A 25134-nucleotide genomic window follows, 5' to 3' on the forward strand; every position below is an offset into this window, starting at 1 on the left:
ATGAAAACTTATTTGGTAACCGGAGCTGCCGGATTTATCGGAGCGAACTACTTGAAATATATTCTGGCAAAACACACGGACATTAAAGTGGTGGCGCTGGATTTGCTGACTTATGCGGGTAACCTGGGCACTATTGCCAATGACATAGACCATACCCGTTGCGAATTCGTGAAAGGAGATATTTGCGACCGTGAACTGGCCGACAAACTTTTTGCTGAGTATCAGTTTGATTACGTGGTGAATTTCGCCGCAGAGAGTCATGTAGACAGAAGTATTGAGAATCCACAGCTTTTTTTGCTGACAAATATCCTTGGGACTCAGAACCTGCTCGATGCCGCACGCCGCTCATGGGTTACCGGTAAAGACGAACAAGGTTATCCCACCTGGCGAGAAGGGGTACGCTTCCATCAGGTTTCTACCGATGAGGTTTACGGAAGTCTTGGAGAAACAGGCTTCTTTAAAGAAACAACACCGCTTTGTCCGCACAGCCCATACAGTGCATCAAAAACCAGTGCAGATATGTTTGTGATGGCTTATTTCGATACATATAAAATGCCGGTCAGCATCACTCGTTGTTCCAATAACTATGGTCCTTACCATTTCCCCGAAAAGCTGATTCCACTCATCATCAAGAATATTCTGGAAGGAAAGAAGCTTCCGGTTTACGGAGATGGAAAGAACGTACGCGACTGGTTGTATGTAAAAGACCACTGTAAGGCAATTGATATTGTGGTGCGTGATGGACGTGAAGGTGAAGTATACAACGTGGGCGGACATAACGAGAAGCAGAACATAGAGATTGTGAAGCTAACTATCTCCACCATCCATCAGATGATGACGGAGAATCCGGAATATCGCCAGGTACTCAAAAGGAAAGAATACAACGAAAAGGGAGAAATCTCTATCGACTGGATAAACGAATCTCTTATTACGTTTGTGACTGACCGTCTTGGTCATGACCAACGATATGCAATTGACCCCACTAAGATTACAAATGAACTGGGCTGGTTTCCTCAAACCAAGTTCGAAGTGGGTATTGTGAAAACAATAAAGTGGTATCTGGAAAATCAGGCGTGGGTGGAAGAGGTCACCAGCGGCGATTACCAGCATTACTACGAAAAGATGTACGGTGACAGATGATACAAAGTGACACGCAAATCCCCATGGTAGACCTTAAAGGTCAGTACCTGAAAATAAAACCTGAGATTGACAGCGCCATTCAGGATGTAATAGATTCAACCTCATTTATTAACGGTTTGCCGGTTGGGGAGTTTGCAAATAATTTGGAGAGCTACACCGGGGCACGCCATGTGATACCCGTAGCCAATGGCACCGATGCGCTGCAGATTGCATTAATGGCACTGGGGTTGAAACCCGGCGACGAAGTGATTGTTCCGGCTTTTACTTATATTGCCTCGGCAGAAGTGATTGCCTTGCTGGGAATGGTGCCGGTAATGGTGGATGTGGATTACGATAATTTCAACGTATCGGCGGCTCACATCAGGAAAGCCATTACCAACAAAACAAAAGCGATTATTCCGGTCCACCTGTTCGGACAGAGCTGCCCGATGGAGGAAATCCTTCAGCTGGCGGAGGCGAACGACCTGTATGTAATAGAGGATAATGCCCAGTCCATCGGGGCTGTTCATACCTTTACTGACGGAAGAGAACAGCAAACCGGTACAATGGGGCACTTTGGCTGCACCTCATTTTTCCCTACCAAGAACCTGGGCTGCATGGGCGATGGCGGTGCATTGATGACTAACGACGATGAACTGGCATTCCGGGCAAAGATGATTGCCTCTCATGGCCAATCCAAGAAATACATTCACGATGTAGTAGGTTGCAATTCCCGTCTTGATACCATTCAGGCGGCTATTCTAAATGTGAAGTTGCACCATCTGAACGACTATATCGAAGCAAGGCAGACAGCTGCCAACCGCTACTACGAAGGTCTTTTCGACCTCCCTTCGCTGGTTTTGCCTCGAAAGATGCCGTACACCACCCATGTGTTCCATCAGTTTACGCTGAAGGTGACCGATGGCAGCCGTGACGAGCTGAAAACGTTTCTGGCTTCGCACGGCATACCCAGCATGATTTACTATCCGCTTCCGTTGCAGAGCCAGCAGGCTTTTGCAGATATTGTGCGAGAAGGAGAGCAGTTAAACACCTCGGAACTACTTTGTCAGCAGGTGCTCTCGTTGCCAATGCACACTGAACTCACGGAAGAAGTGCAGAACTTTATCATCGAAAAGATACGGGAGTATGCAGAGCAGTGAGAAAAGCTATTTTGTTCACCAAACGGCGGTGGTCGATTCCGGCTGCCAGATAGGGGAGGGCACAAAAATATGGCATTTTTCTCATCTGATGACCGGTTGCAAGTTGGGGAAGGGTTGTAACATTGGGCAGAACGTGGTTATTTCTCCACAGGTAGTGTTGGGAAACAACGTGAAGGTTCAGAATAATGTATCGGTTTATACCGGCGTTACTTGTGAAGACGATGTGTTTCTGGGGCCTTCGTGTGTCTTTACCAACGTAATCAATCCCCGTAGCTTTATCAACCGAAAGGAAGAGTTCCGTAAAACCCTGGTGAAACGTGGGGCAACCATCGGTGCCAATGCTACCATTGTCTGCGGAAACTCCATCGGCGAATATGCCATGATTGGTGCCGGAGCCGTGGTAACCAAAGAGGTTTCCGCTTATGCACTGGTTATGGGAAACCCTGCCCATCAAACAGGATGGGTAAGCCAATATGGTCACAAACTAACTTTCAACGAACATGGTGAGGCTACCTGTCCCGAAAGTGGGCAGCGATACCTTCTGAAGGAGGGTTCTGTTTCCTGTATTTAATCAAATCGATTGTAAATCAATAGTATATAAAAGAGGTAGTCTTGCAGAAAGGCTACCTTTTTTAAGCTTTTATCAAAAGATAAAGTTGGCATAGAATGTAGATGTAAAGTATTTTAGTGGCAGTGTGGCAGAGAAAACATTCTTTTTCTCGTTTTGTAAATCGTAAAACCAAAAAAAATCTTTTTGAAGAATTTTCGTTTTTCATTTTCTGAAACCGGATAAACCTTATTTTTACTGACACTACTGACACTAAAATTGTTCACAAAAGAAAGAACGACTCAGGATAAAGTCATTTTCATAACTACCGGGGTTGAGAGGGTGGAGTAAAATAGTCCTATTTTCGGTTTCAGAATTTCATATTTGAAAAAAAATATTTTTGAGGATTTTTCAAATTTCATTTTCTGAAACCGAAAAACCTTTGTTTTCTCTCCACCCTCTCCACCCTCTCCACCTAGAGAACGTTCTTGTAGTGATATGTGTCTGATTATCTGTGTTGTAGTTCTTAAAGACAACCCAAATCAGGGTTAAGAGTTCATTGGTCAACCCATTACAGATTTTAAAGCAACATTAGTCAACCCAAAACTAACGATTAGAGAAATCAGGCCGTGAATTACCCCGGATAACACTGACAATTACCCCAATCATGTACAAGATTAGGGGGTAATCATGTACAAGATTGCATCCAAACATGTACATGATTGAAGTGAAACATGTACAAGATTGGGATAATCATTGCCGTTGTTTTGGTTAGTTCTTCCTGTTGTTTTGATTACCTCTTCTCGAATGCAGGATTAGTATATTAGCGCAGTTCCCTTATCCAACTATTGGATGTTGGTTGCTTACAAACAGCATTGCTTCAACCCACCATAGTTAATAACCCGATTTGTGGGATGATAAAGAAGCTATAAAATGCTATTCTTTATTAGCCTGTCCCCATTTAACCCGAGTATGCTAAGGTCAACTCACACAACAGAGTAGTGATGTGCTGTATTTATCCGCTCTCAATGCCTACCCCCCCTCGTTTATATCTCTTTCTAGTGACGTTTTCGTTTGAAAGAATTGCTCTATACCACTTTTAGTCAGATGTAATGTGTTGATTAATAGCTGTATAAAAAAGGGTGGTGTAGATGGTGCACTAAAAACAAGCTTATTACGCTTCCAGAAAATCATATTTAAAAAAAAGTATTTTAGAAGAATTTTCAATTTTCATTTTCTAAAACCGAAAAACAGTCGTTTTATCTACACCATCTACACCATCGTGAAGCATTGTTAGCCAGTAATGAGCCCAATACTAGGTTTAAAATGGTAGTGTAAGCAATTGTCTGCCACCGCGAATCTTTTATTTATAAATTATACACCATTGATAATGAGTGAAGTGTACAACAATGGGTGGTAGAGGTGGCAGAGAAAACAACCCTTTTACCTTTCTGTAAATCGTAAATCGAAAAAAAGTATTTTAGAAGAATTTTTATTTTTCATTTTCTGGAACCGTAAAACACTCTTTTTTAGTGCCACCTGTGCCACCCCGCTTTAATCCAGTTGAATAAATATTATATTAAAAGGCTTAAAATGAAATATAATTGTTTACATTTGTTGTTCAGCACATGAATTTTTCATAACAGTGAATTGTTGATATGTTTATTCTTGAAGAATATAAACCATTAAGTTCAAATAATCCATGAAAAATCTATTAAGGGTAATATATGTATTAGGGTTTATTAAATTAGTCTCTTCTTTTTTCTTTGACGAATATGTTCCGTCCTGTCTTAAGACCGGTTTTTTATCAGCTACCCTTTTGGCTCTGTTAATTGTACGATAAAAATGAAAAAGGTATATTTTTTGATTATAATTGCTGCTATAAATTTTGGATGTAGAAGAGCCTCCACTGAATTGAGTTTCTTTAAAAACATGAATCAATATGCTAAGTTCGATTCTGTAAAAGATAGGTCAATATTGCTTGGAGTTGACTCCATCATGTTGAAACCAATATATTATAAAAATAATATCCAATATTGTGAGTTGCTTACCCCTAATAAGGGGGTCTTTGATATTAAAGGGATTATCTGGTTGAAAGATAGCATCGTTTATATAAAAACATTGAAAGGTAAATATTTAGACACAATTAAAACACAGGAGTTGTTTGACTTTAAAGCTAAAAATAAAACATCAGAAGTCTGTTATTTGAATCCATATCCATGTTACTTACTTATTAATATGCAGGGACGGTACTATAATCCCCAATTAAAGGACAGTATAACGATCTTCAGAATAGAACAAGATTTGAGAATGGGTTATGCTGACCCCTATTATATTACAGCATCTTTGAAGCATGGGTTTGTTGAATTTGTTCACTGGACTTCAAATCGTACATATTATATTGATTTTTTGCCGAGTCAGAAAGCTTATGTGAAAGTGACTAAGAAGAAATATTTATACCTGCTTAAGTAAAGATTAGTTCTGCAATAAGTTTTGTTACAAATAAAAATTCGATAAAAATAAATAAATTGTTATTGATGTTAGGTGTGCTATGTATTGGATTGTTCTTCATGAGTTTTTATTTCACCTACTCAGATAGAAATATTAGAGTTAATGGAACTCTAATTAAAGCTCCTATTGTGGAATTTTATGGCAGAATATCTAGGCCCAATGGAGGATGTTATGTATTAATAAACGGAATGAAAATTAATGCAGGGAAAATTGATAATCTAAATTACTCATTAGGTGATTCTATTTTGGTAAGATATATACCTGGGGAATATTGTGTTGTTCAGGAGAGGGTAAATCCTTATCGATATTATTTATATTTTACATTAGAAGCCATTCTGCTGATAATTGGGGCTGTGTTGATAAATGAATCATTCAAAGGTAAAAGTATTTGGGAGTATAAGTCAAGAAACTAATTTTGATTTCGGGGGGAGGTCAGAAGCAGCTAAACTAAGTTCAGCCTCGGTGTAAACTACTGTCACTGATAGTGGTATTAAGTTTATTTTATTAGAACGGAAAATTTAAAATCGATAATTGTGAATTTAAATATTAAAAAGTATATAAATTATATAGTTAATTTAATTATAAGCATTCCTATTCTAGGAATATTGTTTTTTGTCTCATCTGTTTCTCTTGCGAGTGCAGAAAGACAGAAAAAAATAATTTCTGATAGTCTTATGGATTATTTTTTTACAAGATTATTAGTTGATTTTGTTATAATATTAATTGCTATTCTTATTTTATGGATTGTTAATAAGTTACTTAAATATTGCCTTTCAATAAGTAGCTATAAAAGTAAAATATTATTGTATGAATTTATAATTTATTTGCTGGCTTCAATAATGTTTATAATTTTTAAAATTATTTCAGTTCAGAATTATAGCATTCCTCTTAATTAGCTGTGGATTTGCAAACTTTCTGTCCGGAAAAAGTTTGCATGTCCAGTTTAACTATAACATTAAATAATTATGAAAAACTATCTTATATTGTGCTGTTTGCTTTTTCTAAGTTCCTGTTTTATTATATCTGGAAGTTATCCTTATGCTGAATACTACAAGTTCGATATGCCAACTGATTCTTTGATTGCAAGGATCAAAGACCTAAAGAAAAATAATCCTCAATACAATGTGATTACAACTTTTGAAAATGGAGAAGAAGGTATATACCCAGATCATTATAACAATAATTTCTATATTTGTTATTTCTATGTGAAAAGTATAAAAACAACGATGCATTGTGTTATAAATGTCAGCAAAGAGGTGAAAGATGTTCAAACAGAAATTGGTTTTGATGGAGTTACAACATCTCCTAATTTTGCAAGTTGGAAAACAATAAATTCCAAAGAGCTGAGTAAAGAAGAAAACTTAAAACTGAAAAAGGTTTTTGAACTTGTTATTCTAGATAAACTCGGTGTGTGGAAAAAAGATTGTTGCTTAAATTAATGATATTTTGATAAAGTATTTGTTTTAAAGGATGTCCTATTATTTAATTAACCAAAAATCAAAAATAAGATGAAAACGATAATTATTATACTTGTAACACTATTCGTAATTTTGATATATGCATTAACCGCTATCAAAATATATAAAAATGCCAATACTGCCTCTTTAAACCCTTTATGGCTGATCTTGATTTTGATTCTGCCTGTATTAGGCCCTTTGTTCTTTCTATCGTACGGACTTCCTCGAAAAAAGAAAAATTATTTGTAGTTGATAGGCCAACTTTATCATGAATCTAAATATTCAGGGTAAGAACATTTTTGATTGATCTTATCTTGTTCTGGCTTGTTTTTATTTTATTTTTAACAGCAATCTTCATTATTACTGTTAAGAATAATAGGATGGAGATGGCGCCAGCTTCTTTTTAAGTCAGCATTAATCCCAGCGAAACAAGTATTGCTAGATAGAGCATGTTGCGGGAAGTCTCCCCAAGAATTACATTCAATCCTTTTCCGTTGTTAATCCTTACCATTCGTTGCCAGGTTTTGAAATGAGGAATCAGATAAAACTGTGGAAGAAGGGCTGCCCACAGATGGCCGGTTAGGACGAAATAAAGGCAGAACTCGCATGCCGCGATTCCCAGGAAGAGATAGAGGTAACGGCCAAAAGGTTCTCCGAAGCGGACCACCACCGTCTTTTTACCACTCAGGGCATCGGCTTCACGGTCGCGGTAATTGTTCAGTACAAGCAAAGTATCTATAGCCAATCCACTGATTAATGAACCGATAATTACGTTGGGGGTAAGCGTCAGAGCCTGCACGTAGTAGGTTCCGCATACCGGCACAAAGCCAAAGAAGAGCAGCACCAACACATCTCCCCAGCCGTGATAAGAGAGGGGATAAGGGCCGGCGGTGTATAGAAATGCGAAGATAACGCAGACAACTCCTACCAGAATCAGCCACCATCCGCCATACAAGAGCAACGTGCTGCCTATGGCACAAGCCAGTGCAACGGTCACGATGATTCCTTTCTTCATGGCTCCCGGAGTAATCCAACCCTGTGCACAAGCTCGTTCGGGGCCCAGGCGGTCTTCCCGGTCGGTTCCTTTCATGTAATCGAAAAGGTCGTTTATCAGGTTGGAGGCAATCTGCATCAGGAAGGCGAACAAGCAACAAATTAGTGCCGGAAGCCAGTTGAACTTTCCGTCGGCAAAGGCAAGTCCGCTTCCTATTAATATTGGCACCAATGCTCCGGCCAGTGTTTTGGGACGAACAGCCAGGAGCCATGCTTTGGCTGAGTTCTTTTTTATAATATCGTTCATCTTTTTCGTTTTAACAGAACAAAGATACAATGATTCTGAGGAATATTTTGAATGATAGAGATAAAATGGGATTATAACATTGATATTTATTTATAAAATAAAGCTATAGTGTAGTTTTTTTAATAAGATTTTTATCTTTGTTTCGTGTTTGTGTTGTAACTAGATGTTTGAATTGTATAATTATATTAAAAAAAATAATGAGAGGTAAACGTAAAAAGATGTATCTGATTATTTCTTTAATCATTCCTGTTTTATCCACTTTTTTGGTTATAGCATATATAAGGTTGCAGAATTTTGCAACAACCATAGCGGAAGAAGATACATCCAGCCTTTTTGCTTATGAGAAAAAGATTTTGTCTGATAATACCTTTAGTGGCAAGATAATTGCAAAGGAAAACTGTCAGAATGATTATCGTTTGTTTATTAAACTTGATTCAAAAACGAGAATACCGGATTTCATAGATGCTTCTTCATTTTATTTTTCCGATCATTATAAATATAAGTACTTCAAATGCACTGATTATAAATATAATGGTTATAGTGTAAGTTTCTTAAATGGAGTTATGAATCTGAAAACATCTAAAACTTTATATTATTATTCCAGATTAGGAGATATTATGGAAAAAGATTCCTGCTCTGATTCTATCAGAGTAAATAAGCGAAAGTTTTTTTATTTCTGACGATTGCACGGTCATCGTATATAAAATAAGATAAAACAAGGTATCTTTGCCTCTGATTGGAATCGTATCATATAAATATGAAAAGATGCATTTTTACATATATTATTTTAATAGGATTGGCACTGACATCCTGCTCCACCACAAAGAATCTTTCGCGGCGGGGGGCTCAGCATGTAAAAAGGTATGAGTTCTCTCATCAGGATCTTCCGAAAGCATTCGATGGGTTTCGTATTGCCTTTATTTCCGACTTGCATTATAAGAGTGCGTTGCAGGAGAAGGGATTGGTAAAGTTGGTGCATCAGTTGCAGGCTGTCAATCCCGATTTGTTGCTGATGGGTGGAGATTACCAGGAGGGTTGTCAGTATGTGAAAGAGCTGTTCGACCGCCTGTCGGAGGTTCACCCTCAATATGGTATTGCCGGAGTATTGGGAAACAATGATTACGAACGTTGTCACGACGAGATTGTGACGGAAATGCAGCGGCACGGCATGCGGGTGCTAGAGCATCTTTGTGACACGATAACCAAAGAAGGGCAACGGATAATTGTTGCAGGGGTGCGTAATCCGTTCGATTTGAAAATCAATGGCGTTTCGCCCACTCTTGATTTGAAGCCGGAAGATTTTGTTGTTTTGCTAACCCATACACCCGATTATGTGGAGGATGTGGATGTTTCGAATACTGACCTCGCTCTGGCAGGGCATACGCATGGCGGGCAGATCACTTTGTTCGGGATTTATGCTCCTGTAACTCCTTCTCATTATGGCAGGAAGTTCCTGAAAGGGAAAAAGAAAACATCGGCTAAGGTGCCGGTGATTATTACCAACGGCATTGGCACTTCGTCGAAGAACATCAGAATGTTTGCGCCTAGTGAAATAGTAGTGATTGAACTGCGTTGCAAGAGTCCGGAATTCCACTACAAAAAATAGCCCTCTTCCTTGATTTTCTGGTAAACAGCCGGATGCATAAAATAGCGGATGTCCTTTCCGCTTTTAATGCCATCTCTAATAAAGGTGGAACTAATGTCTATTTCGGGCACGTTGGTGAGTTTTACCGAAGGAGGAAGTGTGCTTTTATCTATGGTTGAACCGGGGCGTGGATAAATCCAGATTTCATTCTCGTTAATGATTCGCTGATAATCTCTCCACTTATCAAAAATAAGCCAGTTATCTCCGCCGATGATGAGAATGAATTCCCGGTCGGGATAGGCTTTCTTCAGTTTGTCGATCGTATCGCAGGAGTAAGAAGGTTTGGGCAGGTGGAACTCAAAGTCAGATGCAAGGAATTTGGGATATCCTTCAATGGCCAGTTTTACCAGCTCCAGACGAATGTTGTCGTCCAGAAAGTCGCTTTCTTTCAACGGGTTTTGCGGGGTGACTAAAAACCATAGTTCATCGAGCTCCTCGAACTCGCAAATATAATTTGCCAGTGCGAGGTGCCCGATGTGAATAGGATTGAATGTTCCACCGAATATACCCGTCTTTATTTTCTTCATATCAGAAAAATGATGATATCCCTGAAAAAGGGAATTATCTATTTAGGAAGTCTTGGATTACCTTAAGTGCTTTGTTACGTGCCTCTTCCAGATTGTCGTTTATTATCACGACATCGAACTTATCGGCAAAACTTAGTTCGAATTCCGCTTTTGCAAGACGATTTTCGATAACTGAAGGCTCGTCGGTTCCTCTTCCTACAAGACGCTCACGAAGCACTTCCATGGAAGGGGGTTGTATGAATACAGAAAGCGCGCGGTCTCCGTAGAAATTCTTGATATTACATCCGCCAACCACGTCGACATCGAATATCACATTCTGACCGGCAGCCAGCTGTTTTTCGACTTGTTCTTTCAGGGTGCCGTAGAAACGGTCTTTGTACACCTCTTCGTATTCCAGGAATTCATCGTTGTTGATTCGCTGACGAAACTCTTCCGGTGAAAGAAAGAAATATTCCACTCCATGCTGTTCGGTCCCACGAGGCGGACGGCTGGTTGCTGAAATTGAAAAGGCAAGTTTAAGGCCCTGTTTCAACAGGTAGTTAATCATGGTTGACTTGCCAGCCCCGGAAGGTGCTGAAAATATAATTAACTTTCCTTTCATATTACATTACGTTTAAAACTTGTTCTTTGATTTGTTCTAGTTCGTCTTTCATCTGAACCACTATTTTCTGCATCTCCGCATTGTTGGATTTGCTTCCGAGGGTATTGATTTCACGCCCCATCTCCTGAGCGATAAAACCTAGCTTCTTTCCTTGTCCGCTGCCCTCTTCCATTGTATTGATAAAGTAGGTCAGGTGGTTGGCTAGTCTCTGCTTCTCCTCATTGATGTCCAGCTTCTCAATATAATAGATGAGTTCCTGTTCAAGGCGGTTCTTATCAAAATCTACACTGGCTGTCTTTTCCAGTGCATCCATGATGCGTGTCTTTATCTTTTCTATACGCTCTGCTTCATGTGGTGATACCGACTCGAGTAATGACCGGATGTTCGCAATTTTCTCCCGGAATTTCTTTTCCAGAGCCGAACCTTCCTGTTTGCGGAAGTCTACCAAGTGCTGAATAGCTTCTTGTACTGCTTTGTGTGCCTCTGCCCACTCTTCCTCAGAAAGCTCCTGAGTCTCCATCTTGGACATCACATCGGGCATGCGAAGCAATATTTTAAACCAATCGTTCGGCATCGGAATTTCCAACGCATCAGATAGCTGTCTGATTTGTCTGTAGTAACCTTCTACAACAGCTGCATTGATTGGAGTAACCACATCTGCATCGCTCTTGTCTATCCAAAGGCTGAAATCAACCTTGCCTCTTTCAAGCGATTTTGCTATTTCATTACGTATCTCCATCTCCTTTTCCCGATAGGCAGGAGCGATACGTGTTGATAAATCCAGAGCTTTACTGTTGAGTGACTTTATTTCAACGTTAATCTTCTTGTCAACCAGGGTGATAGTGGCTTTCCCGTAGCCGGTCATTGATTGTATCATAGTTGGTAAATTTTCTGCAAAAATAATGTTTTCTATCCAATTATGTCTCATAATTCTTCAGAATTGTTACCTTTGCCCCCGAATTGGTTTGCTGTTGTTTATCAACGATAGCAATTAAAAGGGAATCGGGTGAAAATCCCGGACAGGCCCGCTGCTGTGAACCTCTGTAAATCATCCTGATAAAAACTCTTGCCACTGGCTGTTGCCGGGAAGGCGTTCAGGATGGGAGTAAGTCAGAAGACCTGCCAATCTGTTTCATGTTTATCTCCTCGTGGAGTGGGAAATGAACCTTTGCGTACTAAAATCTGTTTTTGAAGGAATTTAATAGTAATTGTTCTGCCTTATTGGCGGAATGAATTGTTGTACCAAATATCTGAGAAATGATTAGAAGAATCTTGGTTGCTAACCGTGGCGAGATTGCGGTGAGAGTTATGCGCTCCTGCAGGGAAATGGAGATTGAATCGATTGCGATTTTCTCTGAAGCCGACCGGACGGCAAAACATGTCTTGTATGCTGATGAAGCCTATTGTGTAGGTGGAGCAGCATCAAAAGACAGCTATCTGAATGTAGAAAAAATCATCGAAATTGCCAAAGCTCATCAGGTGGATGCAATCCATCCGGGCTATGGTTTCCTCTCTGAAAACTCCCTTTTTGCCAATCGCTGCAAGGAAGAAGGTATAATCTTTATAGGGCCTGATGCTGGAACAATGGATGCGATGGGTGATAAGATATCTGCACGTAAGCAGATGATTGCAGCTGATGTACCTGTTGTTCCTGGTACTGAACAGAGCCTGAGAGATGTGAAAGAGGCAATCGATGTATGTAATAAAATTGGCTATCCGGTGATGCTGAAGGCATCGATGGGCGGTGGCGGAAAAGGGATGAGGCTGATTCACAATGAAAGCGAAGTCGAAGAGGCTTATACTACAGCAAAATCGGAGGCACTCTCATCATTTGGTGATGATACCGTATACCTGGAAAAGTTTGTGGAAGAACCTCACCATATTGAATTCCAGATTTTGGGTGATAATTATGGGAATGTGGTTCATCTGTGTGAAAGAGAGTGCTCTGTACAACGACGCAATCAGAAGATTGTAGAGGAGAGTCCATCTCCATTTATTACTGCGGAGTTGAGGGAAATGATGGGAAAAGCGGCGGTTGCTGCAGCAAAGGCTGTGAACTATGTCGGTGCCGGAACAATTGAGTTTTTGGTGGACAAGAACCGTAACTTCTACTTCCTGGAAATGAATACCCGGCTGCAGGTAGAGCATCCTATAACAGAAGAGGTGCTTGGCGTGGATTTGGTAAAAGAACAGATTCACATTGCCAACGGCATTCCTTTGCGTTTTAACCAGGAAGATATCGTGCAGCGTGGACATGCCATTGAATGCCGTATTTGTGCCGAAGATACTGAATTTAATTTTATGCCTTGTCCGGGTGTGATTCGACAGATAACAGAGCCTAATGGTATAGGCGTTCGCATTGATAGTTATGTGTACGAAGGATATGAAATTCCGATTCATTACGACCCGATGATTGGTAAACTGATTGTATGGGCTACTACCCGTAAATATGCTATCGAACGGATGCGCCGGGTGCTTCACGAGTACAAGATAACCGGAGTTAAAACTAATATTGGTTACCTGAGAAGCATCATGGATACTCCGGACTTTGTAAAAGGTGCTTATGATACCGGCTTTATACAGAAGAATACAGGATTGCTGTTGAAAGGCATTCCTACTGACGAGGAAGAAACCGAAAATATTGCAATGGTGGCAACGTATATAGACTATCTGATGAATCTGGAAGAAAATAACTCGAATGTATCTACCGATAATCGTCCTATCAGCCGCTGGCGTGAGTTTGGTTTACACAAAGGGGTATTGAGAATCTAAAAGAAAGCAAACAAATGGAAATACATATTGGAAAAAGAACTGCTGAAATAGAACTTCTTTCAAAGGAGGGCAATAATGTGCGCCTTACCATTGATGGAAAAGAGTTTGAAGTGGATGTGGTAATGGCGGAAAACGGAGCCTGTTCTATTCTGCATAATGGAAAGTCGTACAATGCAGAGCTTATTCGTTCGGGGAATGGGAAGAGTTACAAGGTAAATACCCACTTCTCTTCTTATAATGTGGATATCGTCGATACAAAAGCAAAGTATTTGCGAATGAAAAAGAAAGAAGAGGTGCGACAGGATGATAAAGTGGTATCACCAATGCCTGGGAAAGTGGTGAAAATACCTGTGAATGAAGGTGACCTGGTGGCTGCCGGAGAAACAGTGCTGGTTATTGAAGCCATGAAAATGCAGAGTAATTATAAAGTGACTTCCGATTGCTATATCAAAGAAATCCTGGTTAACGAGGGTGACTCTGTGAATAGTGACCAACAGCTGATATTGCTGGATTTAAATGTTGAAAAATGATTAAGTAATGGAAAAAGAAAAAATATATAACCGTTTTCTGGAAAAGGATAAAATAGCCGAATTGGGTGGAGGCGTGAACAGGGTTGAAAAGCAGCATCAGGCTGGCAAAATGACTGCCCGCGAACGTATTGAGATGTTGCTGGATAAGGGAACCTTTACAGAACTGGATAAGCTAATGGTACATCGTTGCACTAATTTTGGAATGGATAAGAATATAATTCCGGGAGATGGTGTGGTTTCAGGATATGGAAAGATTGATGGACGGCTGGTGTTTGTATATGCATACGATTTTACTGTGTATGGCGGAACGTTGAGTGCAACAAACTCACGCAAGATTGTTAAAGTACAGGAACTGGCTCTGAAAAACGGAGCGCCTGTTATTGCTCTGAACGATTCTGGTGGAGCCCGTATTCAGGAAGGGGTAGAGAGCCTGACTGGCTATGCTTCTATCTTTTACCAGAACACCATGGCTTCGGGAGTAATTCCTCAGATCTCGGCAATATTGGGTCCCTGTGCAGGCGGGGCTTGCTACTCTCCTGCATTGACCGACTTTATTTTTATGGTGAAAGAGAAAAGTCATATGTTTGTTACCGGGCCTGATGTGGTGAAAACGGTAACTCACGAAGAGGTAAGTAAAGAAGAGCTTGGGGGTGCTTATACTCACAGCAGTAAGAGTGGGGTTACTCACTTCCTGAGCAATTCGGAAGAAGAATTGCTGATGGGTATCCGTGAGCTGCTGAGCTTCCTTCCTTCCAACAACATGGAAGATGCTCCTTTGTCTGCAGCTACTGATGATATCCGACGTGAAGAGGAGTCGCTGGAGAATGTAGTCCCGACCGACCCTAACATTCCTTATGACATCAAAGATATCATTGAACCGGTAATGGACGACCACTATTTCTTTGAAGTAATGCCTCACTTTGCCAGAAATGCTGTAATTGGTTTTGGTCGCCTTGGTGGAAAATCAGTCGGTGTGATAGCTAATCAGCCCGCTTATCTGGCCGGTGTGCTTGATATAGATGCTTCCGATAAGATTGCACGTTTCATACGTTTCTGTGATTGTTTCAATATTCCGTTGGTTACCTTTGAAGATGTGCCGGGATTTCTTCCGGGTTGCATACAAGAACACAACGGTATAATCCGTCATGGGGCGAAAATTGTATATGCATATGCCGAAGCAACGGTCCCTAAAGTAACCCTGATTACCAGAAAAGCGTACGGAGGAGCATATATTGTGATGGCAAGCAAACAGACAGGTGCAGATGTAAACCTGGCTTATCCGAATGCTGAAATTGCAGTGATGGGGGCCGAAGGAGCCGTGAATATTCTCTTCAGAAATGCTGATGAAGAAGCTAAGAAACAGGCAATTGAGGATTATAAAACCAACTTTGCCAATCCGTATCAAGCAGCAGAATTGGGATACATTGATGAAATTATTCTTCCGCGTCAAACTCGCTTTAAACTGATTCAGGCGTTGGAGATGGCTCATAACAAGATGCAGACTAACCCGCCGAAAAAGCACGGAAATATGCCATTATAATTTATTTTGGAAAAAAGTGGGGGTTTTCTATGTAAAAAGTGTATTTTTGCACAGATAAAGAAGAAATTTTATGTCTTGTATTTTACATATAGAAACCTCCACTGCCGTTTGTTCGGTAGCTATCAGTGAGGACAGCCATGTTATCTTTAGTCAGGAAGATTTCAATGGTCCGTCTCACGCAGTCTCTTTAGGCGTTTTTGTAGATGAAGCTCTTTCGTTCATCGATAGTCGTGCCATTGTGCTTGATGCCGTTGCGGTAAGTTGTGGCCCCGGGTCCTATACAGGATTAAGAATCGGAGTTTCAATGGCAAAAGGTATCTGCTATGGGCGAAACATTCCATTGATAGGCATTCCAACATTGGAAGTACTCAGCGTACCCGTGCTTCTGTATCACGATTTGCCTGAAGATGCTCTGATTTGTCCTATGATTGACGCACGCAGAATGGAAGTTTATGCAGCTATATATGATAGAGCGCTGAAGGTGAAGCGACCCATTTCTGCAGATATTGTTGATGAGAATTCATACATGGAGTTTCTTAATGAACAACCTGTTTACTTCTTTGGCAACGGAGCCGCTAAGTGCAAGGAAAAGATTACTCATCCTAATGCACATTTCATTGACGATATACACCCGTTGGCAAAACTGATGTCTCCACTGGCGGAAAAGGCATTTATTAATGGTGATTTTAAGGACGTGGCCTATTTTGAACCATTCTACCTCAAAGAGTTTCTGGTAACCAAGCCAAAGAAACTACTGTAAAAAACAAACATAACGAATAAATTGTAATTGATGGAATATAACACTCAACAAAGAGTATTACCGCTTCCCGAATACGGACGAAGCATTCAGAACATGGTTGATTATGCTCTGACAATTGAAGACAGAGCCGAAAGACAGCGTTGTGCAAATACCATTATAAACATCATGGGGAATATGTTTCCTCATTTGCGCGATGTACCCGATTTTAAACATAAACTTTGGGATCACTTGGCTATCATGGCCGACTTCAAACTGGATATCGATTTTCCATTCGAAATAATTAAAAAAGATAATCTGATTACTAAACCGGATATGATTCCATACCCAAGTTCCAAAATCAGGTATCGTCACTATGGACGTACATTGGAAAAACTGATTAAGATTGCGTCTGATTATCCGGAAGGAAATGAGAAAAAACAACTGATTGCTTTGGTGGCCAATCATATGAAGAAAAGCTTCATGAACTGGAATAAGGATGTTGTAGACGACCGGAAGATCTTTGATGATCTGAAAGATTATTCACGTGGTAAGATTGAAGTGGACGAAGATACGTTGAAACTGATGGAGACAAGGACTATCCTTAGTCGGAAAACAAAGGTGAATAATAATCAACGTCGTTATTCAAAATAATAATTTAACACAGAAACTATGGCTTCATTTGTAATCGAAGGAGGGCACAAGCTTTGTGGAGAAATTGTTCCTCAAGGTGCTAAAAACGAAGTGCTGCAAATTATTTGCGCAACATTACTCACATCGGAAGAGGTGACAGTATCTAACATTCCTGATATCCTGGATGTGAATAATCTGATCCAGCTAATGAGGGATATGGGGGTAACAGTGTCAAAGAAGAGCATTGATACCTATTCGTTTAAGGCGGAAGCTGTAGACTTGGCATATCTGGAGAGTGATGAATTTCTGAAGAAATGTTCAAGCCTAAGAGGGTCGGTAATGCTGATTGGCCCGATGGTTGCCCGTTTTGGTAAGGCAATGATTTCTAAACCGGGTGGCGATAAGATAGGACGCAGACGTCTGGATACCCACTTCCTGGGTATTCAGAAACTAGGAGCGGATTTTGAATATAACGAAGAACGAGGAATTTACGAAATAAAGGCCGATAAACTGACAGGAACCTATATGTTGCTGGATGAGGCTTCGGTTACCGGAACAGCTAATATTGTGATGGCAGCAGTGTTAGCAATGGGAACAACCACGATTTATAATGCTGCATGCGAACCTTACTTGCAACAGTTATGCAAAATGCTGAACCGGATGGGAGCGAAGATAAGTGGTATAGCCTCGAACCTACTCACTATTGAGGGAGTTGAAAGCTTAGGCGGAACCACACATACAGTTCTTCCAGATATGATTGAAGTAGGAAGTTTCATCGGAATGGCAGCAATGACACGCAGTGAACTTACTATTAAGAACGTTTCATACGAAAATCTGGGTGTTATTCCTGATAGTTTCCGTAGGTTGGGTATCAAACTGGAACAACGCGGTGATGATATCTATATTCCTTCGCAGGAACATTATGAGATAGAGTCCTTTATTGATGGTTCAATTATGACCATTGCCGATGCTCCTTGGCCGGGACTTACTCCCGACTTGTTAAGCGTGATGCTGGTCGTTGCTACTCAGGCAAAGGGAAGCGTACTGATCCATCAGAAGATGTTCGAAAGTCGCCTTTTCTTTGTGGATAAGCTGATTGATATGGGAGCTCAGATTATTTTATGCGATCCGCACCGAGCTGTTGTTATTGGTCACGACAGGAATCTTACTCTGCGTGGCGGTAATATGACATCGCCTGACATCAGGGCGGGTATTGCTTTGCTGATTGCAGCTATGAGTGCTTCAGGAATCAGCCGGATTAATAACATTGAACAGATTGACCGTGGTTACCAAGATATTGAAAGACGTCTGAATGCCATTGGTGCACGCATTACACGTATACAAGAATGATAAGACGCGAGGACGTATATAAAATAGGAATATTCAATAAGCCGCACGGCATTCATGGTGAATTGGCATTTACCTTTACGGACGATTCGTTCGACAATGGAGAATGCGATTACCTTATCTGTCTGCTTGATGGCATTTTTGTCCCTTTTTTCATCGAAGAATATCGTTTTCGCTCTGATTCTACAGCACTTGTTAAGCTCGAAGGAATTGATTCAACCGAAAAGGCCCGTAGGTTTACCAATGTAGATGTCTATTTTCCTGTAAAATATGCAGAAGAGACGACGATGGAAAACCTCTCCTGGGATTTCTTTGTGGGTTTCCATGTGACAGATAAACGTCTGGGAGAAATTGGTACGGTGGTTGATGTGGATGATTCGACCATTAATACACTCTTTGTAATCGACAGAAATGGCGAGGAATTACTTGTTCCGGCGCAAGAAGAGTTTATCCTGAAAATGGATGCCAAAAAGAAACGGATGACAGTGAATCTACCCGATGGGTTGCTCTCACTTGAGGATGTGGAAACGTTGGATTGATTGATTTCTTTTTATGGAATGATGCCCGATGCAATAATACAAACCCGCAACCTGACCATCGGATATGTAACCCGAAAGGAGACTTATCCGGTTCAGACGGACTTGGATCTGGAGGTTTTCCAGGGAGAAATGGTCTGTTTGATTGGACCCAACGGTTGTGGGAAGTCTACCCTTTTACGTACTCTTGCCGGACTTCAACCTGTTCTTCAGGGAGAGGTTTGCATTGATAAACTACCCTTGGGCAAGCAATCGCTCTCCAACAAGGCGCGCTTGCTTTCGTTGGTGTTAACCGATCGTGTAGATGTAAACAACCTCTCCGTGTTCAACCTGGTGGCCATGGGCCGGAATCCCTATACCGACTGGCTGGGCCGGCTGACAGATGCCGATCATGAACTGGTGCATACAGCTTTATCGCAAGTTCATCTGGAAGGGTATGCCAATCGGTATATCAATCAGCTATCCGACGGGGAGCGACAACGTGCCATGATTGCCAAAGCTCTGGTGCAGGATACCCCGGTAATTATGCTTGATGAACCGACTGCCCACCTGGATATTAACAATAGGGTAGAGGTAATGATGCTGCTTCATGAACTCGCCCGGCGAACCAATAAAGCCATTGTGCTTTCCACTCATGAACTGGATCTGGCTCTGCAAACCGCGGATAAATTATGGTTGATGACTCCGAACAATGGAATAGCGGTGGGTGCTCCCGAAGATTTGATTCTTACCAATAAATTTCAAAAGGTTTTTGCACATAACTCTTACCGTTTCGACTCTTTAACTGGAAACTTCATGGTAAAACATGCCGATACCCCCCGGATGGTGAGCCTGAAAAGCAGCGTAAAGGGTAACCGTACATATTGGACTGAACGTGCCCTGCTACGTAATGGGTACAGAATTTCTCCCGATGCCTCTCTTATAATTACAGTCGATGAAGATTCTGATTCGTGGCTTCTTTCAACAGAAGAAGAGGTGCTAGCCAGTTCTTCCCTGCAAGAGCTTCTCCTACAGATGGAATCACTGTGATCTTCCGCCGGTAAGAGGTTACTTGAAATGATTTATGCTGAATAACTACCTTAACATTGACTGGCTTTTCCTTTATTTATCCTTTTTTCTTTAAAATCAGTCAAGAAAGCACTGTTTCTTTCTGCTAAATTCTTACATTTGTACTTTTTAGAGGCAGTCTTTTAAAAAGGAAGATGCATGAATGTCTTCTGAAAGTAGTAAGCAGTAATGGGCGGAGATGGCTTATGTAGAAAAAGTTTTCACTTAATGCTGCGACTAACAGAACGGACTGTCAGAAAAAGAACTTTATCGGAGGTTCGCAAGAACTGAAAATGGATTATCTTTTAACAAAAATAATGAAAAAACAAATAGCGATATTAGGTTCCACCGGGAGTATCGGTACACAGGCATTACAGGTAATTGCCGAACATCCCGAATTATTTGAGGTATATGCATTGACTGCCTATAACAAGGTAGATTTGCTGATTCAACAGGCCCGTCAATTCATGCCAGAGGCGGTAGTGATAGGGAATGAGGAGAAGTATTTGCAGCTTAAAGAGGCGTTGAATGATTTGCCAATCAAAGTGTATGCCGGAGAGGATGCCTTGGCACAGGTGGTTGAAGCCGATCCAATTGATATTGTACTAACCGCAATGGTAGGTTATGCCGGACTGAAACCAACAATTAATGCTATTCGTGCTAAAAAGAAAATTGCGTTGGCCAACAAGGAGACACTTGTTGTAGCCGGAGAGCTTGTAAACGAACTCACTCAGCAATATGGCACTGTTATTTTGCCGGTTGACTCTGAACACTCTGCTATATTCCAATGTCTTGCAGGAGAAGTTGGAAACAAAATTGAAAAGGTGATTCTTACTGCTTCGGGTGGTCCTTTTCGTAATTGTACCCTCGAACAGTTGCAGCTAGTAACAAAAGTTCAGGCGTTGAAGCACCCTAACTGGCAGATGGGAGCGAAAATAACCATTGATTCGGCTAGCATGATGAATAAAGGATTCGAGGTTATTGAAGCAAAATGGCTGTTTGGACTATCTCCGAAACAGATTGACGTGGTGGTTCATCCCCAGTCAATTATCCATTCGATGGTGCAGTTTGAAGATGGTGCCGTGAAAGCACAACTCGGTATGCCTGACATGCGAGTACCTATTCAGTATGCTTTTTCATATCCTGATCGGGTTTGTTCCTCGTTTGAACGTCTCGACTTTTCGGTATTTAATACTCTTACCTTTGAAAAACCAGATACCACACGTTTTAGGAATCTAGCTTTGGCATACGAGGCACTTCACCAAGCAGGTAACATGCCATGTATTGTAAATGCTGCCAATGAGGTTGTTGTAGCTGCTTTCCTAAGGAATATGGTGAAATTTCTGGATATGAGTGATGTGATTGAGAAAGTGATGCAAAAAGTAAACTTTATCAAGAAACCATCATACGAAGATTATGTGGCAACCGATGCAGAAGCACGTGAAATTACGAAAGAACTTTTGAATTTTAAATTTTAATAGATAATTATTGATGGAAACATTTTTGATCCGTGCCCTGCAATTAATAATGAGCTTATCATTATTGGTTGTTATCCATGAAGGAGGGCACTTTCTCTTTGCTCGCCTCTTTAAAGTTAGAGTAGAAAAATTCTGCTTGTTCTTTGACCCATGGTTCACCCTTTTTAAATTTAAACCGAAGAACAGCGATACAGAATATGGAATTGGTTGGTTGCCTCTGGGAGGATATGTTAAGATATCCGGAATGATTGATGAGTCAATGGACAAGGAACAGATGAAACAACCAGTGAAACCATGGGAATTCAGAGCTAAACCGGCAGGCCCCCGATTGATGATTATGATAGGTGGGGTGTTGTTCAACTTTTTGCTGGCTCTGTTTATCTATTCCATGATTCTCTTTACCTGGGGTGAGTCTTACATCCTTCCAAAAGATATGAAGATGGGGATGCAATTCAGCGAAGTGGCCAAACAGGTGGGATTTCAGAACGGAGATATCCTTCTTTCCGCTGATGGCAATGAACTGGTGCGTTATCCTAAAATGTATCGTCAGATAGTAAATGCAAAAGAAGTGGGCGTTTTACGGAATGGTCAGAAAGCTACGATACAGATTCCGAAAGATTTCATGAATAGGTTGATGGCAGCCAATACATATCTATCTGAATTCAGAATGCCATATGTGATGGACAGTATTATGCCAAACGGAGGTTTTGCAAAAGCCGGACTTCATCGTGGTGACAGTGTGATTGCCCTGAACGGCATTTCCACTCCTGCATTTAATGACTTTTTAAGTGAAGTGGATAAATTGAAAGCAGGAGCAGCAAAAGATAGTGTTAAAGGTGCATCACGAAATGTGACGGTTACTTATGTTCGTGCAGGTGTAACCGATACAGTGGCTGTTCAGCTGGACTCACTTTATAAAGGCGGAGCAACCCCTTACGGTCCGGAACGCTTCTTTAAAGTACATGATAAGAAGTATGGCTTTTTCGAGTCATTCCCAGCGGGAATTGCACTTGGGGTAAATACGCTTAAAGGATATGTGAGCGATATGAAATATGTCTTCTCCAAAGAGGGGGCTAATAGCCTGGGTGGTTTCGGAACTATCGGAAGTATCTTCCCGGCTCAGTGGGATTGGCATCGTTTCTGGGAAATGACTGCATTCCTTTCCATTATTCTGGCCTTTATGAATATTCTTCCTATTCCGGCGCTTGATGGAGGACATGTGCTATTCCTGCTATATGAAATTGTTGCACGCCGCAAACCGAGCGAGAAGTTTATGGAATATGCTCAGATGACCGGTATGGTTCTGCTGATAGGATTGCTTATCTGGGCCAACTTTAATGATATTCTGCGCTACTTCTTCAAGTAGCTTCAAGCATAGTTATGAACAGAATCTTCACAGTCATTTCATTGTATTTTGACTGTGAAGATTTTGTTTTTTACCACTGTTTATTATTAGTTTTGCATTCAGAAATTCTGCAATTGCAGAATTCACCGATTTACGAAATCAATGTCTGGAATAACTACAACCTTTATATATGAAAACATCTAATCTGATAAAATGCTCTTTGGCCGTAACAGCGGGAATGAGTCTAACCAACAGCTTTGCCGCTCGACGCCCTCACATTATTCTCATCATGGCCGATCAGCATCGGGCCGACGCTCTCGCTTGCATGGGAAATTCGGCTGTTATTTCACCCAATCTCGACTCGTTGGCGCATGATGGTACATTGTTCATGAATGGCTATTCTTCCGCTCCAAGCAGTACTCCTGCCCGTGCCGGATTGCTGACTGGTTGTTCTCCCTGGCACCACGGAATGCTTGGTTATGGACAAGTGGCTCCCAAGTATACACATGAAATGCCGCAAATGTTACGCAACCTGAACTATTTTACTTTTGGAATAGGAAAAATGCACTGGTTCCCACAAAAATCTCTTCATGGATTTCATGGAACACTGATTGATGAGAGCGGTCGAGTTGAATCTCCTGACTTTATCAGTGATTATCATTTATGGTTTCAAACTCATGCTCCGGGTGAGAATCCGGATGCTACCGGCATCGGATGGAACGATCATGGGGCTGCGGTATATAAACTTGCCGAACAGTTGCATCCTACGGTCTGGACCGGACAAACTGCCTGCGAGTTGATCCGGAATTATAATCAGAAAGAACAGCCACTCTTTTTAAAAGTTTCATTTGCCCGTCCGCATAGTCCGTATGATCCTCCTCAAAGGGTGTTGGATAAGTATGCGAATGTAGATGTACCAGCTCCGTTTATAGGCGATTGGTGTGGAGAATATGCCACTCCGCTCGACCCGGAGAAGGCGGCGAAAGATGCTCCTTATGGAAATTTTGGTGACGAATATGCGAAGAAATCCCGACGTTATTACTATGCCAACGTTACCCTCATTGACGAACAGGTAGGTGAGATTATACATACCTTGAAAGAAAAGGGAATGTATGATGATGCCTTGATATTTTATGTAGCCGATCATGGCGATATGTTGGGAGATCATTACCATTGGAGGAAAACCTATCCTTACGAAGGATCCACTCACATACCGTATATCGTAAAGTGGCCTACTGGTTATGGGTTTAAGGCAGGTGGAAAGATTACTCAGCCAGTTGAATTGCGAGATGTTCTACCTACGTTTCTCGAAGTTGCCGGAGGGGAAATTCCGTCTGACATGGATGGCAAATCCTTAAAACTTTTGATGCAGGGCAAAACTGATCAATGGAGGAAATACATAGACTTGGAACATGCCACCTGTTATTCGGAAGATAATTACTGGTGTGCGCTTACTGATGGGAAAATTAAGTACGTCTGGAGATTCCATTCAAGAAAAGAAGAGCTGTTTGACTTGGCAAAAGATCCTCATGAACTGAAGAATGTTGCAGGAATAGCGCAATATAAGAAGAAACTGAATGAAATGCGATCCGAAATGGTGAAGCATTTATCCGAAAGAGGAGATGAGTTTGTGAAGGATGGGCAACTGGTTGTCAGGAATAAAACAATGCTTTATAGCCCTTTTTACCCAAAAAAGAAATAGTTTGCATATATCTGAAATGGGAGCTCTTGAAAACGGCTACTATTTCAGATGTATAATGCGTTGGTTGGCACTTCCCCTGAATTCCAAAAAGGGGGAGTACTCAGCCTGCACAAACCGTCCGTCTACTAATGTGTCAATAAAGGGTAGTACTGCACTCAGACTTTTGTCTGCCAGAATCTCCTCATAAGTATATCCGGTATAACACCAGATGTTTTGCCCGGTTTCCTGCTTTATCCGTCTTATCAATAGTAGAAAAGCTTCCGGATTGTAGAGAGGATCTCCGCCTGAAAAGGTAATGCCATCAAGCAATGGATTGGCATTAATCTCATGTATGATTTTAGTTATGACCTCTTCTGTAAGTAGAGTCCCCTGCACCGAATTCCATGTGCTGGGGTTCTGGCATCCCGGACAATGGTGCCGGCATCCTGCAAGATAAATGGAGTAACGGATTCCTTCCCCGTCAACGATGGTTTCGGGATAGGTATATAGCAGATAAAGTTGTTCCTGCATGTTTCTTTTCTTTGTGAGGAGATTGATCGCTGTTGGAAGTCTCCTTTAATATGTCGCTTTATTTGCCCGATGATGAATTCTATTGGGCTTT

At 41.2% G+C, this 25134-nt stretch carries 24 protein-coding genes and 1 riboswitch; of the genes, 19 read left to right on the top strand and 5 right to left on the bottom strand.

The annotated features are described in order from the left end of the window. From rfbB to ABWU87_RS14515, 6 genes are all read left to right on the top strand, one after another. Positions 1-1140: a dTDP-glucose 4,6-dehydratase gene (gene rfbB / locus ABWU87_RS14490; RefSeq protein ID WP_353331923.1), complete on the top strand. Its 1140-nt coding sequence runs from the start codon at positions 1-3 to the stop codon at positions 1138-1140. Then, the gene (locus tag ABWU87_RS14495) at positions 1137-2279 is read left to right on the top strand and encodes a DegT/DnrJ/EryC1/StrS family aminotransferase (protein ID WP_353331924.1); all 1143 of its coding nucleotides are present in this window, start codon (positions 1137-1139) and stop codon (positions 2277-2279) included. Before rfbB ends, ABWU87_RS14495 begins: the two co-directional genes overlap by 4 nt. Then, positions 2266-2850 (top strand): acyltransferase, encoded by a 585-nt coding sequence (locus ABWU87_RS14500; RefSeq protein ID WP_353331926.1) that lies wholly within the window; start codon positions 2266-2268, stop codon positions 2848-2850. The genes ABWU87_RS14495 and ABWU87_RS14500 overlap by 14 nt, the downstream gene beginning before the upstream one ends. Positions 2851-4671: 1821 nt before the next feature. Beyond that, positions 4672-5298 carry a hypothetical protein gene (locus ABWU87_RS14505; RefSeq protein WP_353331928.1) on the top strand — a complete coding sequence of 209 codons (627 nt, stop codon included), beginning with the start codon at positions 4672-4674 and terminating at the stop codon, positions 5296-5298. Between the two features lie 65 nt (positions 5299-5363). Next, entirely contained in the window at positions 5364-5750 is a 387-nt protein-coding gene (locus tag ABWU87_RS14510) for a hypothetical protein (RefSeq protein WP_353331930.1), read from the top strand. 552 nt (positions 5751-6302) lie between these two features. After that, entirely contained in the window at positions 6303-6776 is a 474-nt protein-coding gene (locus ABWU87_RS14515) for a hypothetical protein (protein ID WP_353331932.1), read from the top strand. Between the two features lie 421 nt (positions 6777-7197). Here ABWU87_RS14515 and ABWU87_RS14520 read toward each other — a convergent pair whose 3' ends face one another. Further along, positions 7198-8094 (bottom strand): 1,4-dihydroxy-2-naphthoate polyprenyltransferase, encoded by an 897-nt coding sequence (locus ABWU87_RS14520; RefSeq protein WP_353331934.1) that lies wholly within the window; start codon positions 8092-8094, stop codon positions 7198-7200. A 218-nt stretch (positions 8095-8312) separates the two neighbouring features. Here ABWU87_RS14520 and ABWU87_RS14525 point away from each other — a divergent pair, with 218 nt between their 5' ends. Together ABWU87_RS14525 and ABWU87_RS14530 are read left to right on the top strand one after the other, a co-directional pair. After that, complete coding sequence (locus tag ABWU87_RS14525) at positions 8313-8774, top strand: hypothetical protein (protein ID WP_353331936.1); 462 nt, start codon at positions 8313-8315, stop codon at positions 8772-8774. Between the two features lie 77 nt (positions 8775-8851). After that, the gene (locus tag ABWU87_RS14530) at positions 8852-9700 is read left to right on the top strand and encodes a metallophosphoesterase (protein ID WP_434533892.1); all 849 of its coding nucleotides are present in this window, start codon (positions 8852-8854) and stop codon (positions 9698-9700) included. Here the strand turns inward: ABWU87_RS14530 and nadD are convergent. From nadD to ABWU87_RS14545, 3 genes are read right to left on the bottom strand one after another with little or no spacing between them, the layout of a single operon-like run. Next, a complete protein-coding gene (gene nadD, locus ABWU87_RS14535) occupies positions 9688-10266 on the bottom strand; it encodes a nicotinate (nicotinamide) nucleotide adenylyltransferase (protein WP_353331938.1) in 579 nt (192 codons plus the stop codon). The genes ABWU87_RS14530 and nadD overlap by 13 nt on opposite strands. Before the next feature lie 34 nt (positions 10267-10300). After that, a complete protein-coding gene (gene gmk / locus ABWU87_RS14540; protein ID WP_353331940.1) occupies positions 10301-10867 on the bottom strand; it encodes a guanylate kinase in 567 nt (188 codons plus the stop codon). A gap of 1 nt (position 10868) precedes the next feature. Further along, entirely contained in the window at positions 10869-11744 is an 876-nt protein-coding gene (locus ABWU87_RS14545; RefSeq protein ID WP_353331942.1) for a YicC/YloC family endoribonuclease, read from the bottom strand. A gap of 67 nt (positions 11745-11811) precedes the next feature. Beyond that, positions 11812-12008: riboswitch (cobalamin riboswitch) on the top strand. Between the two features lie 116 nt (positions 12009-12124). Between ABWU87_RS14545 and accC the strand changes: the two genes are divergently transcribed. From accC to ABWU87_RS14600, 11 genes are all read left to right on the top strand, one after another. Further along, positions 12125-13639, top strand: coding sequence for an acetyl-CoA carboxylase biotin carboxylase subunit (gene accC, locus ABWU87_RS14550; protein WP_353331943.1), 1515 nt, complete (start codon positions 12125-12127; stop codon positions 13637-13639). A gap of 14 nt (positions 13640-13653) precedes the next feature. Further along, positions 13654-14169, top strand: a complete 516-nt coding sequence (locus tag ABWU87_RS14555) for a biotin/lipoyl-containing protein (RefSeq protein ID WP_353331945.1) — start codon at positions 13654-13656, stop codon at positions 14167-14169. A 7-nt stretch (positions 14170-14176) separates the two neighbouring features. Then, the gene (locus ABWU87_RS14560; RefSeq protein WP_353331947.1) at positions 14177-15709 is read left to right on the top strand and encodes an acyl-CoA carboxylase subunit beta; all 1533 of its coding nucleotides are present in this window, start codon (positions 14177-14179) and stop codon (positions 15707-15709) included. A gap of 70 nt (positions 15710-15779) precedes the next feature. Beyond that, positions 15780-16469: a tRNA (adenosine(37)-N6)-threonylcarbamoyltransferase complex dimerization subunit type 1 TsaB gene (gene tsaB, locus ABWU87_RS14565; RefSeq protein WP_353331948.1), complete on the top strand. Its 690-nt coding sequence runs from the start codon at positions 15780-15782 to the stop codon at positions 16467-16469. A gap of 30 nt (positions 16470-16499) precedes the next feature. Continuing rightward, a complete protein-coding gene (locus ABWU87_RS14570) occupies positions 16500-17099 on the top strand; it encodes a DUF4290 domain-containing protein (protein ID WP_353331950.1) in 600 nt (199 codons plus the stop codon). Positions 17100-17117: 18 nt separating this feature from the next. Beyond that, positions 17118-18428, top strand: coding sequence for a UDP-N-acetylglucosamine 1-carboxyvinyltransferase (gene murA, locus ABWU87_RS14575; protein ID WP_353331952.1), 1311 nt, complete (start codon positions 17118-17120; stop codon positions 18426-18428). Beyond that, positions 18425-18964 (top strand): ribosome maturation factor RimM, encoded by a 540-nt coding sequence (gene rimM, locus ABWU87_RS14580; protein ID WP_353331954.1) that lies wholly within the window; start codon positions 18425-18427, stop codon positions 18962-18964. Before murA ends, rimM begins: the two co-directional genes overlap by 4 nt. After that, positions 18965-19990, top strand: a complete 1026-nt coding sequence (locus ABWU87_RS14585; RefSeq protein ID WP_353331956.1) for an ABC transporter ATP-binding protein — start codon at positions 18965-18967, stop codon at positions 19988-19990. Positions 19991-20325: 335 nt separating this feature from the next. Further along, positions 20326-21486, top strand: coding sequence for a 1-deoxy-D-xylulose-5-phosphate reductoisomerase (locus tag ABWU87_RS14590; RefSeq protein WP_353331958.1), 1161 nt, complete (start codon positions 20326-20328; stop codon positions 21484-21486). Between the two features lie 13 nt (positions 21487-21499). Then, the gene (gene rseP, locus ABWU87_RS14595; RefSeq protein WP_353331960.1) at positions 21500-22852 is read left to right on the top strand and encodes an RIP metalloprotease RseP; all 1353 of its coding nucleotides are present in this window, start codon (positions 21500-21502) and stop codon (positions 22850-22852) included. A 217-nt stretch (positions 22853-23069) separates the two neighbouring features. Beyond that, complete coding sequence (locus ABWU87_RS14600) at positions 23070-24533, top strand: arylsulfatase (RefSeq protein WP_434533927.1); 1464 nt, start codon at positions 23070-23072, stop codon at positions 24531-24533. A gap of 39 nt (positions 24534-24572) precedes the next feature. Here ABWU87_RS14600 and nrdG read toward each other — a convergent pair whose 3' ends face one another. Continuing rightward, complete coding sequence (gene nrdG / locus ABWU87_RS14605; RefSeq protein WP_353331964.1) at positions 24573-25043, bottom strand: anaerobic ribonucleoside-triphosphate reductase activating protein; 471 nt, start codon at positions 25041-25043, stop codon at positions 24573-24575. Positions 25044-25134: the final 91 nt, after the last annotated feature.

The organism is Bacteroides sedimenti, from assembly GCF_040365225.1.
Lineage (GTDB): Bacteria > Bacteroidota > Bacteroidia > Bacteroidales > Bacteroidaceae > Bacteroides > Bacteroides sedimenti.

What these genes read in the sequence shown, in the direction of transcription:
- ABWU87_RS14505 (WP_353331928.1), top strand. Translation starts at nt 4,672, where the DNA reads ATGAAAAAGGTATATTTTTTGATTATAATTGCTGCTATAAATTTTGGA.
- tsaB (WP_353331948.1), top strand. Translation starts at nt 15,780, where the DNA reads ATGTCTTGTATTTTACATATAGAAACCTCCACTGCCGTTTGTTCGGTA.
- ABWU87_RS14600 (WP_434533927.1), top strand. Translation starts at nt 23,070, where the DNA reads ATGAGTCTAACCAACAGCTTTGCCGCTCGACGCCCTCACATTATTCTC.
- ABWU87_RS14510 (WP_353331930.1), top strand. Translation starts at nt 5,364, where the DNA reads ATGTTAGGTGTGCTATGTATTGGATTGTTCTTCATGAGTTTTTATTTC.
- ABWU87_RS14530 (WP_434533892.1), top strand. Translation starts at nt 8,852, where the DNA reads ATGAAAAGATGCATTTTTACATATATTATTTTAATAGGATTGGCACTG.
- ABWU87_RS14500 (WP_353331926.1), top strand. Translation starts at nt 2,266, where the DNA reads ATGCAGAGCAGTGAGAAAAGCTATTTTGTTCACCAAACGGCGGTGGTC.
- murA (WP_353331952.1), top strand. Translation starts at nt 17,118, where the DNA reads ATGGCTTCATTTGTAATCGAAGGAGGGCACAAGCTTTGTGGAGAAATT.
- ABWU87_RS14590 (WP_353331958.1), top strand. Translation starts at nt 20,326, where the DNA reads ATGAAAAAACAAATAGCGATATTAGGTTCCACCGGGAGTATCGGTACA.
- accC (WP_353331943.1), top strand. Translation starts at nt 12,125, where the DNA reads ATGATTAGAAGAATCTTGGTTGCTAACCGTGGCGAGATTGCGGTGAGA.
- ABWU87_RS14560 (WP_353331947.1), top strand. Translation starts at nt 14,177, where the DNA reads ATGGAAAAAGAAAAAATATATAACCGTTTTCTGGAAAAGGATAAAATA.
- nrdG (WP_353331964.1), bottom strand. Translation starts at nt 25,043, where the DNA reads ATGCAGGAACAACTTTATCTGCTATATACCTATCCCGAAACCATCGTT.
- ABWU87_RS14525 (WP_353331936.1), top strand. Translation starts at nt 8,313, where the DNA reads ATGTATCTGATTATTTCTTTAATCATTCCTGTTTTATCCACTTTTTTG.
- ABWU87_RS14520 (WP_353331934.1), bottom strand. Translation starts at nt 8,094, where the DNA reads ATGAACGATATTATAAAAAAGAACTCAGCCAAAGCATGGCTCCTGGCT.
- rfbB (WP_353331923.1), top strand. Translation starts at nt 1, where the DNA reads ATGAAAACTTATTTGGTAACCGGAGCTGCCGGATTTATCGGAGCGAAC.
- ABWU87_RS14495 (WP_353331924.1), top strand. Translation starts at nt 1,137, where the DNA reads ATGATACAAAGTGACACGCAAATCCCCATGGTAGACCTTAAAGGTCAG.
- ABWU87_RS14555 (WP_353331945.1), top strand. Translation starts at nt 13,654, where the DNA reads ATGGAAATACATATTGGAAAAAGAACTGCTGAAATAGAACTTCTTTCA.
- nadD (WP_353331938.1), bottom strand. Translation starts at nt 10,266, where the DNA reads ATGAAGAAAATAAAGACGGGTATATTCGGTGGAACATTCAATCCTATT.
- rimM (WP_353331954.1), top strand. Translation starts at nt 18,425, where the DNA reads ATGATAAGACGCGAGGACGTATATAAAATAGGAATATTCAATAAGCCG.
- rseP (WP_353331960.1), top strand. Translation starts at nt 21,500, where the DNA reads ATGGAAACATTTTTGATCCGTGCCCTGCAATTAATAATGAGCTTATCA.
- ABWU87_RS14570 (WP_353331950.1), top strand. Translation starts at nt 16,500, where the DNA reads ATGGAATATAACACTCAACAAAGAGTATTACCGCTTCCCGAATACGGA.
- ABWU87_RS14515 (WP_353331932.1), top strand. Translation starts at nt 6,303, where the DNA reads ATGAAAAACTATCTTATATTGTGCTGTTTGCTTTTTCTAAGTTCCTGT.
- gmk (WP_353331940.1), bottom strand. Translation starts at nt 10,867, where the DNA reads ATGAAAGGAAAGTTAATTATATTTTCAGCACCTTCCGGGGCTGGCAAG.
- ABWU87_RS14545 (WP_353331942.1), bottom strand. Translation starts at nt 11,744, where the DNA reads ATGATACAATCAATGACCGGCTACGGGAAAGCCACTATCACCCTGGTT.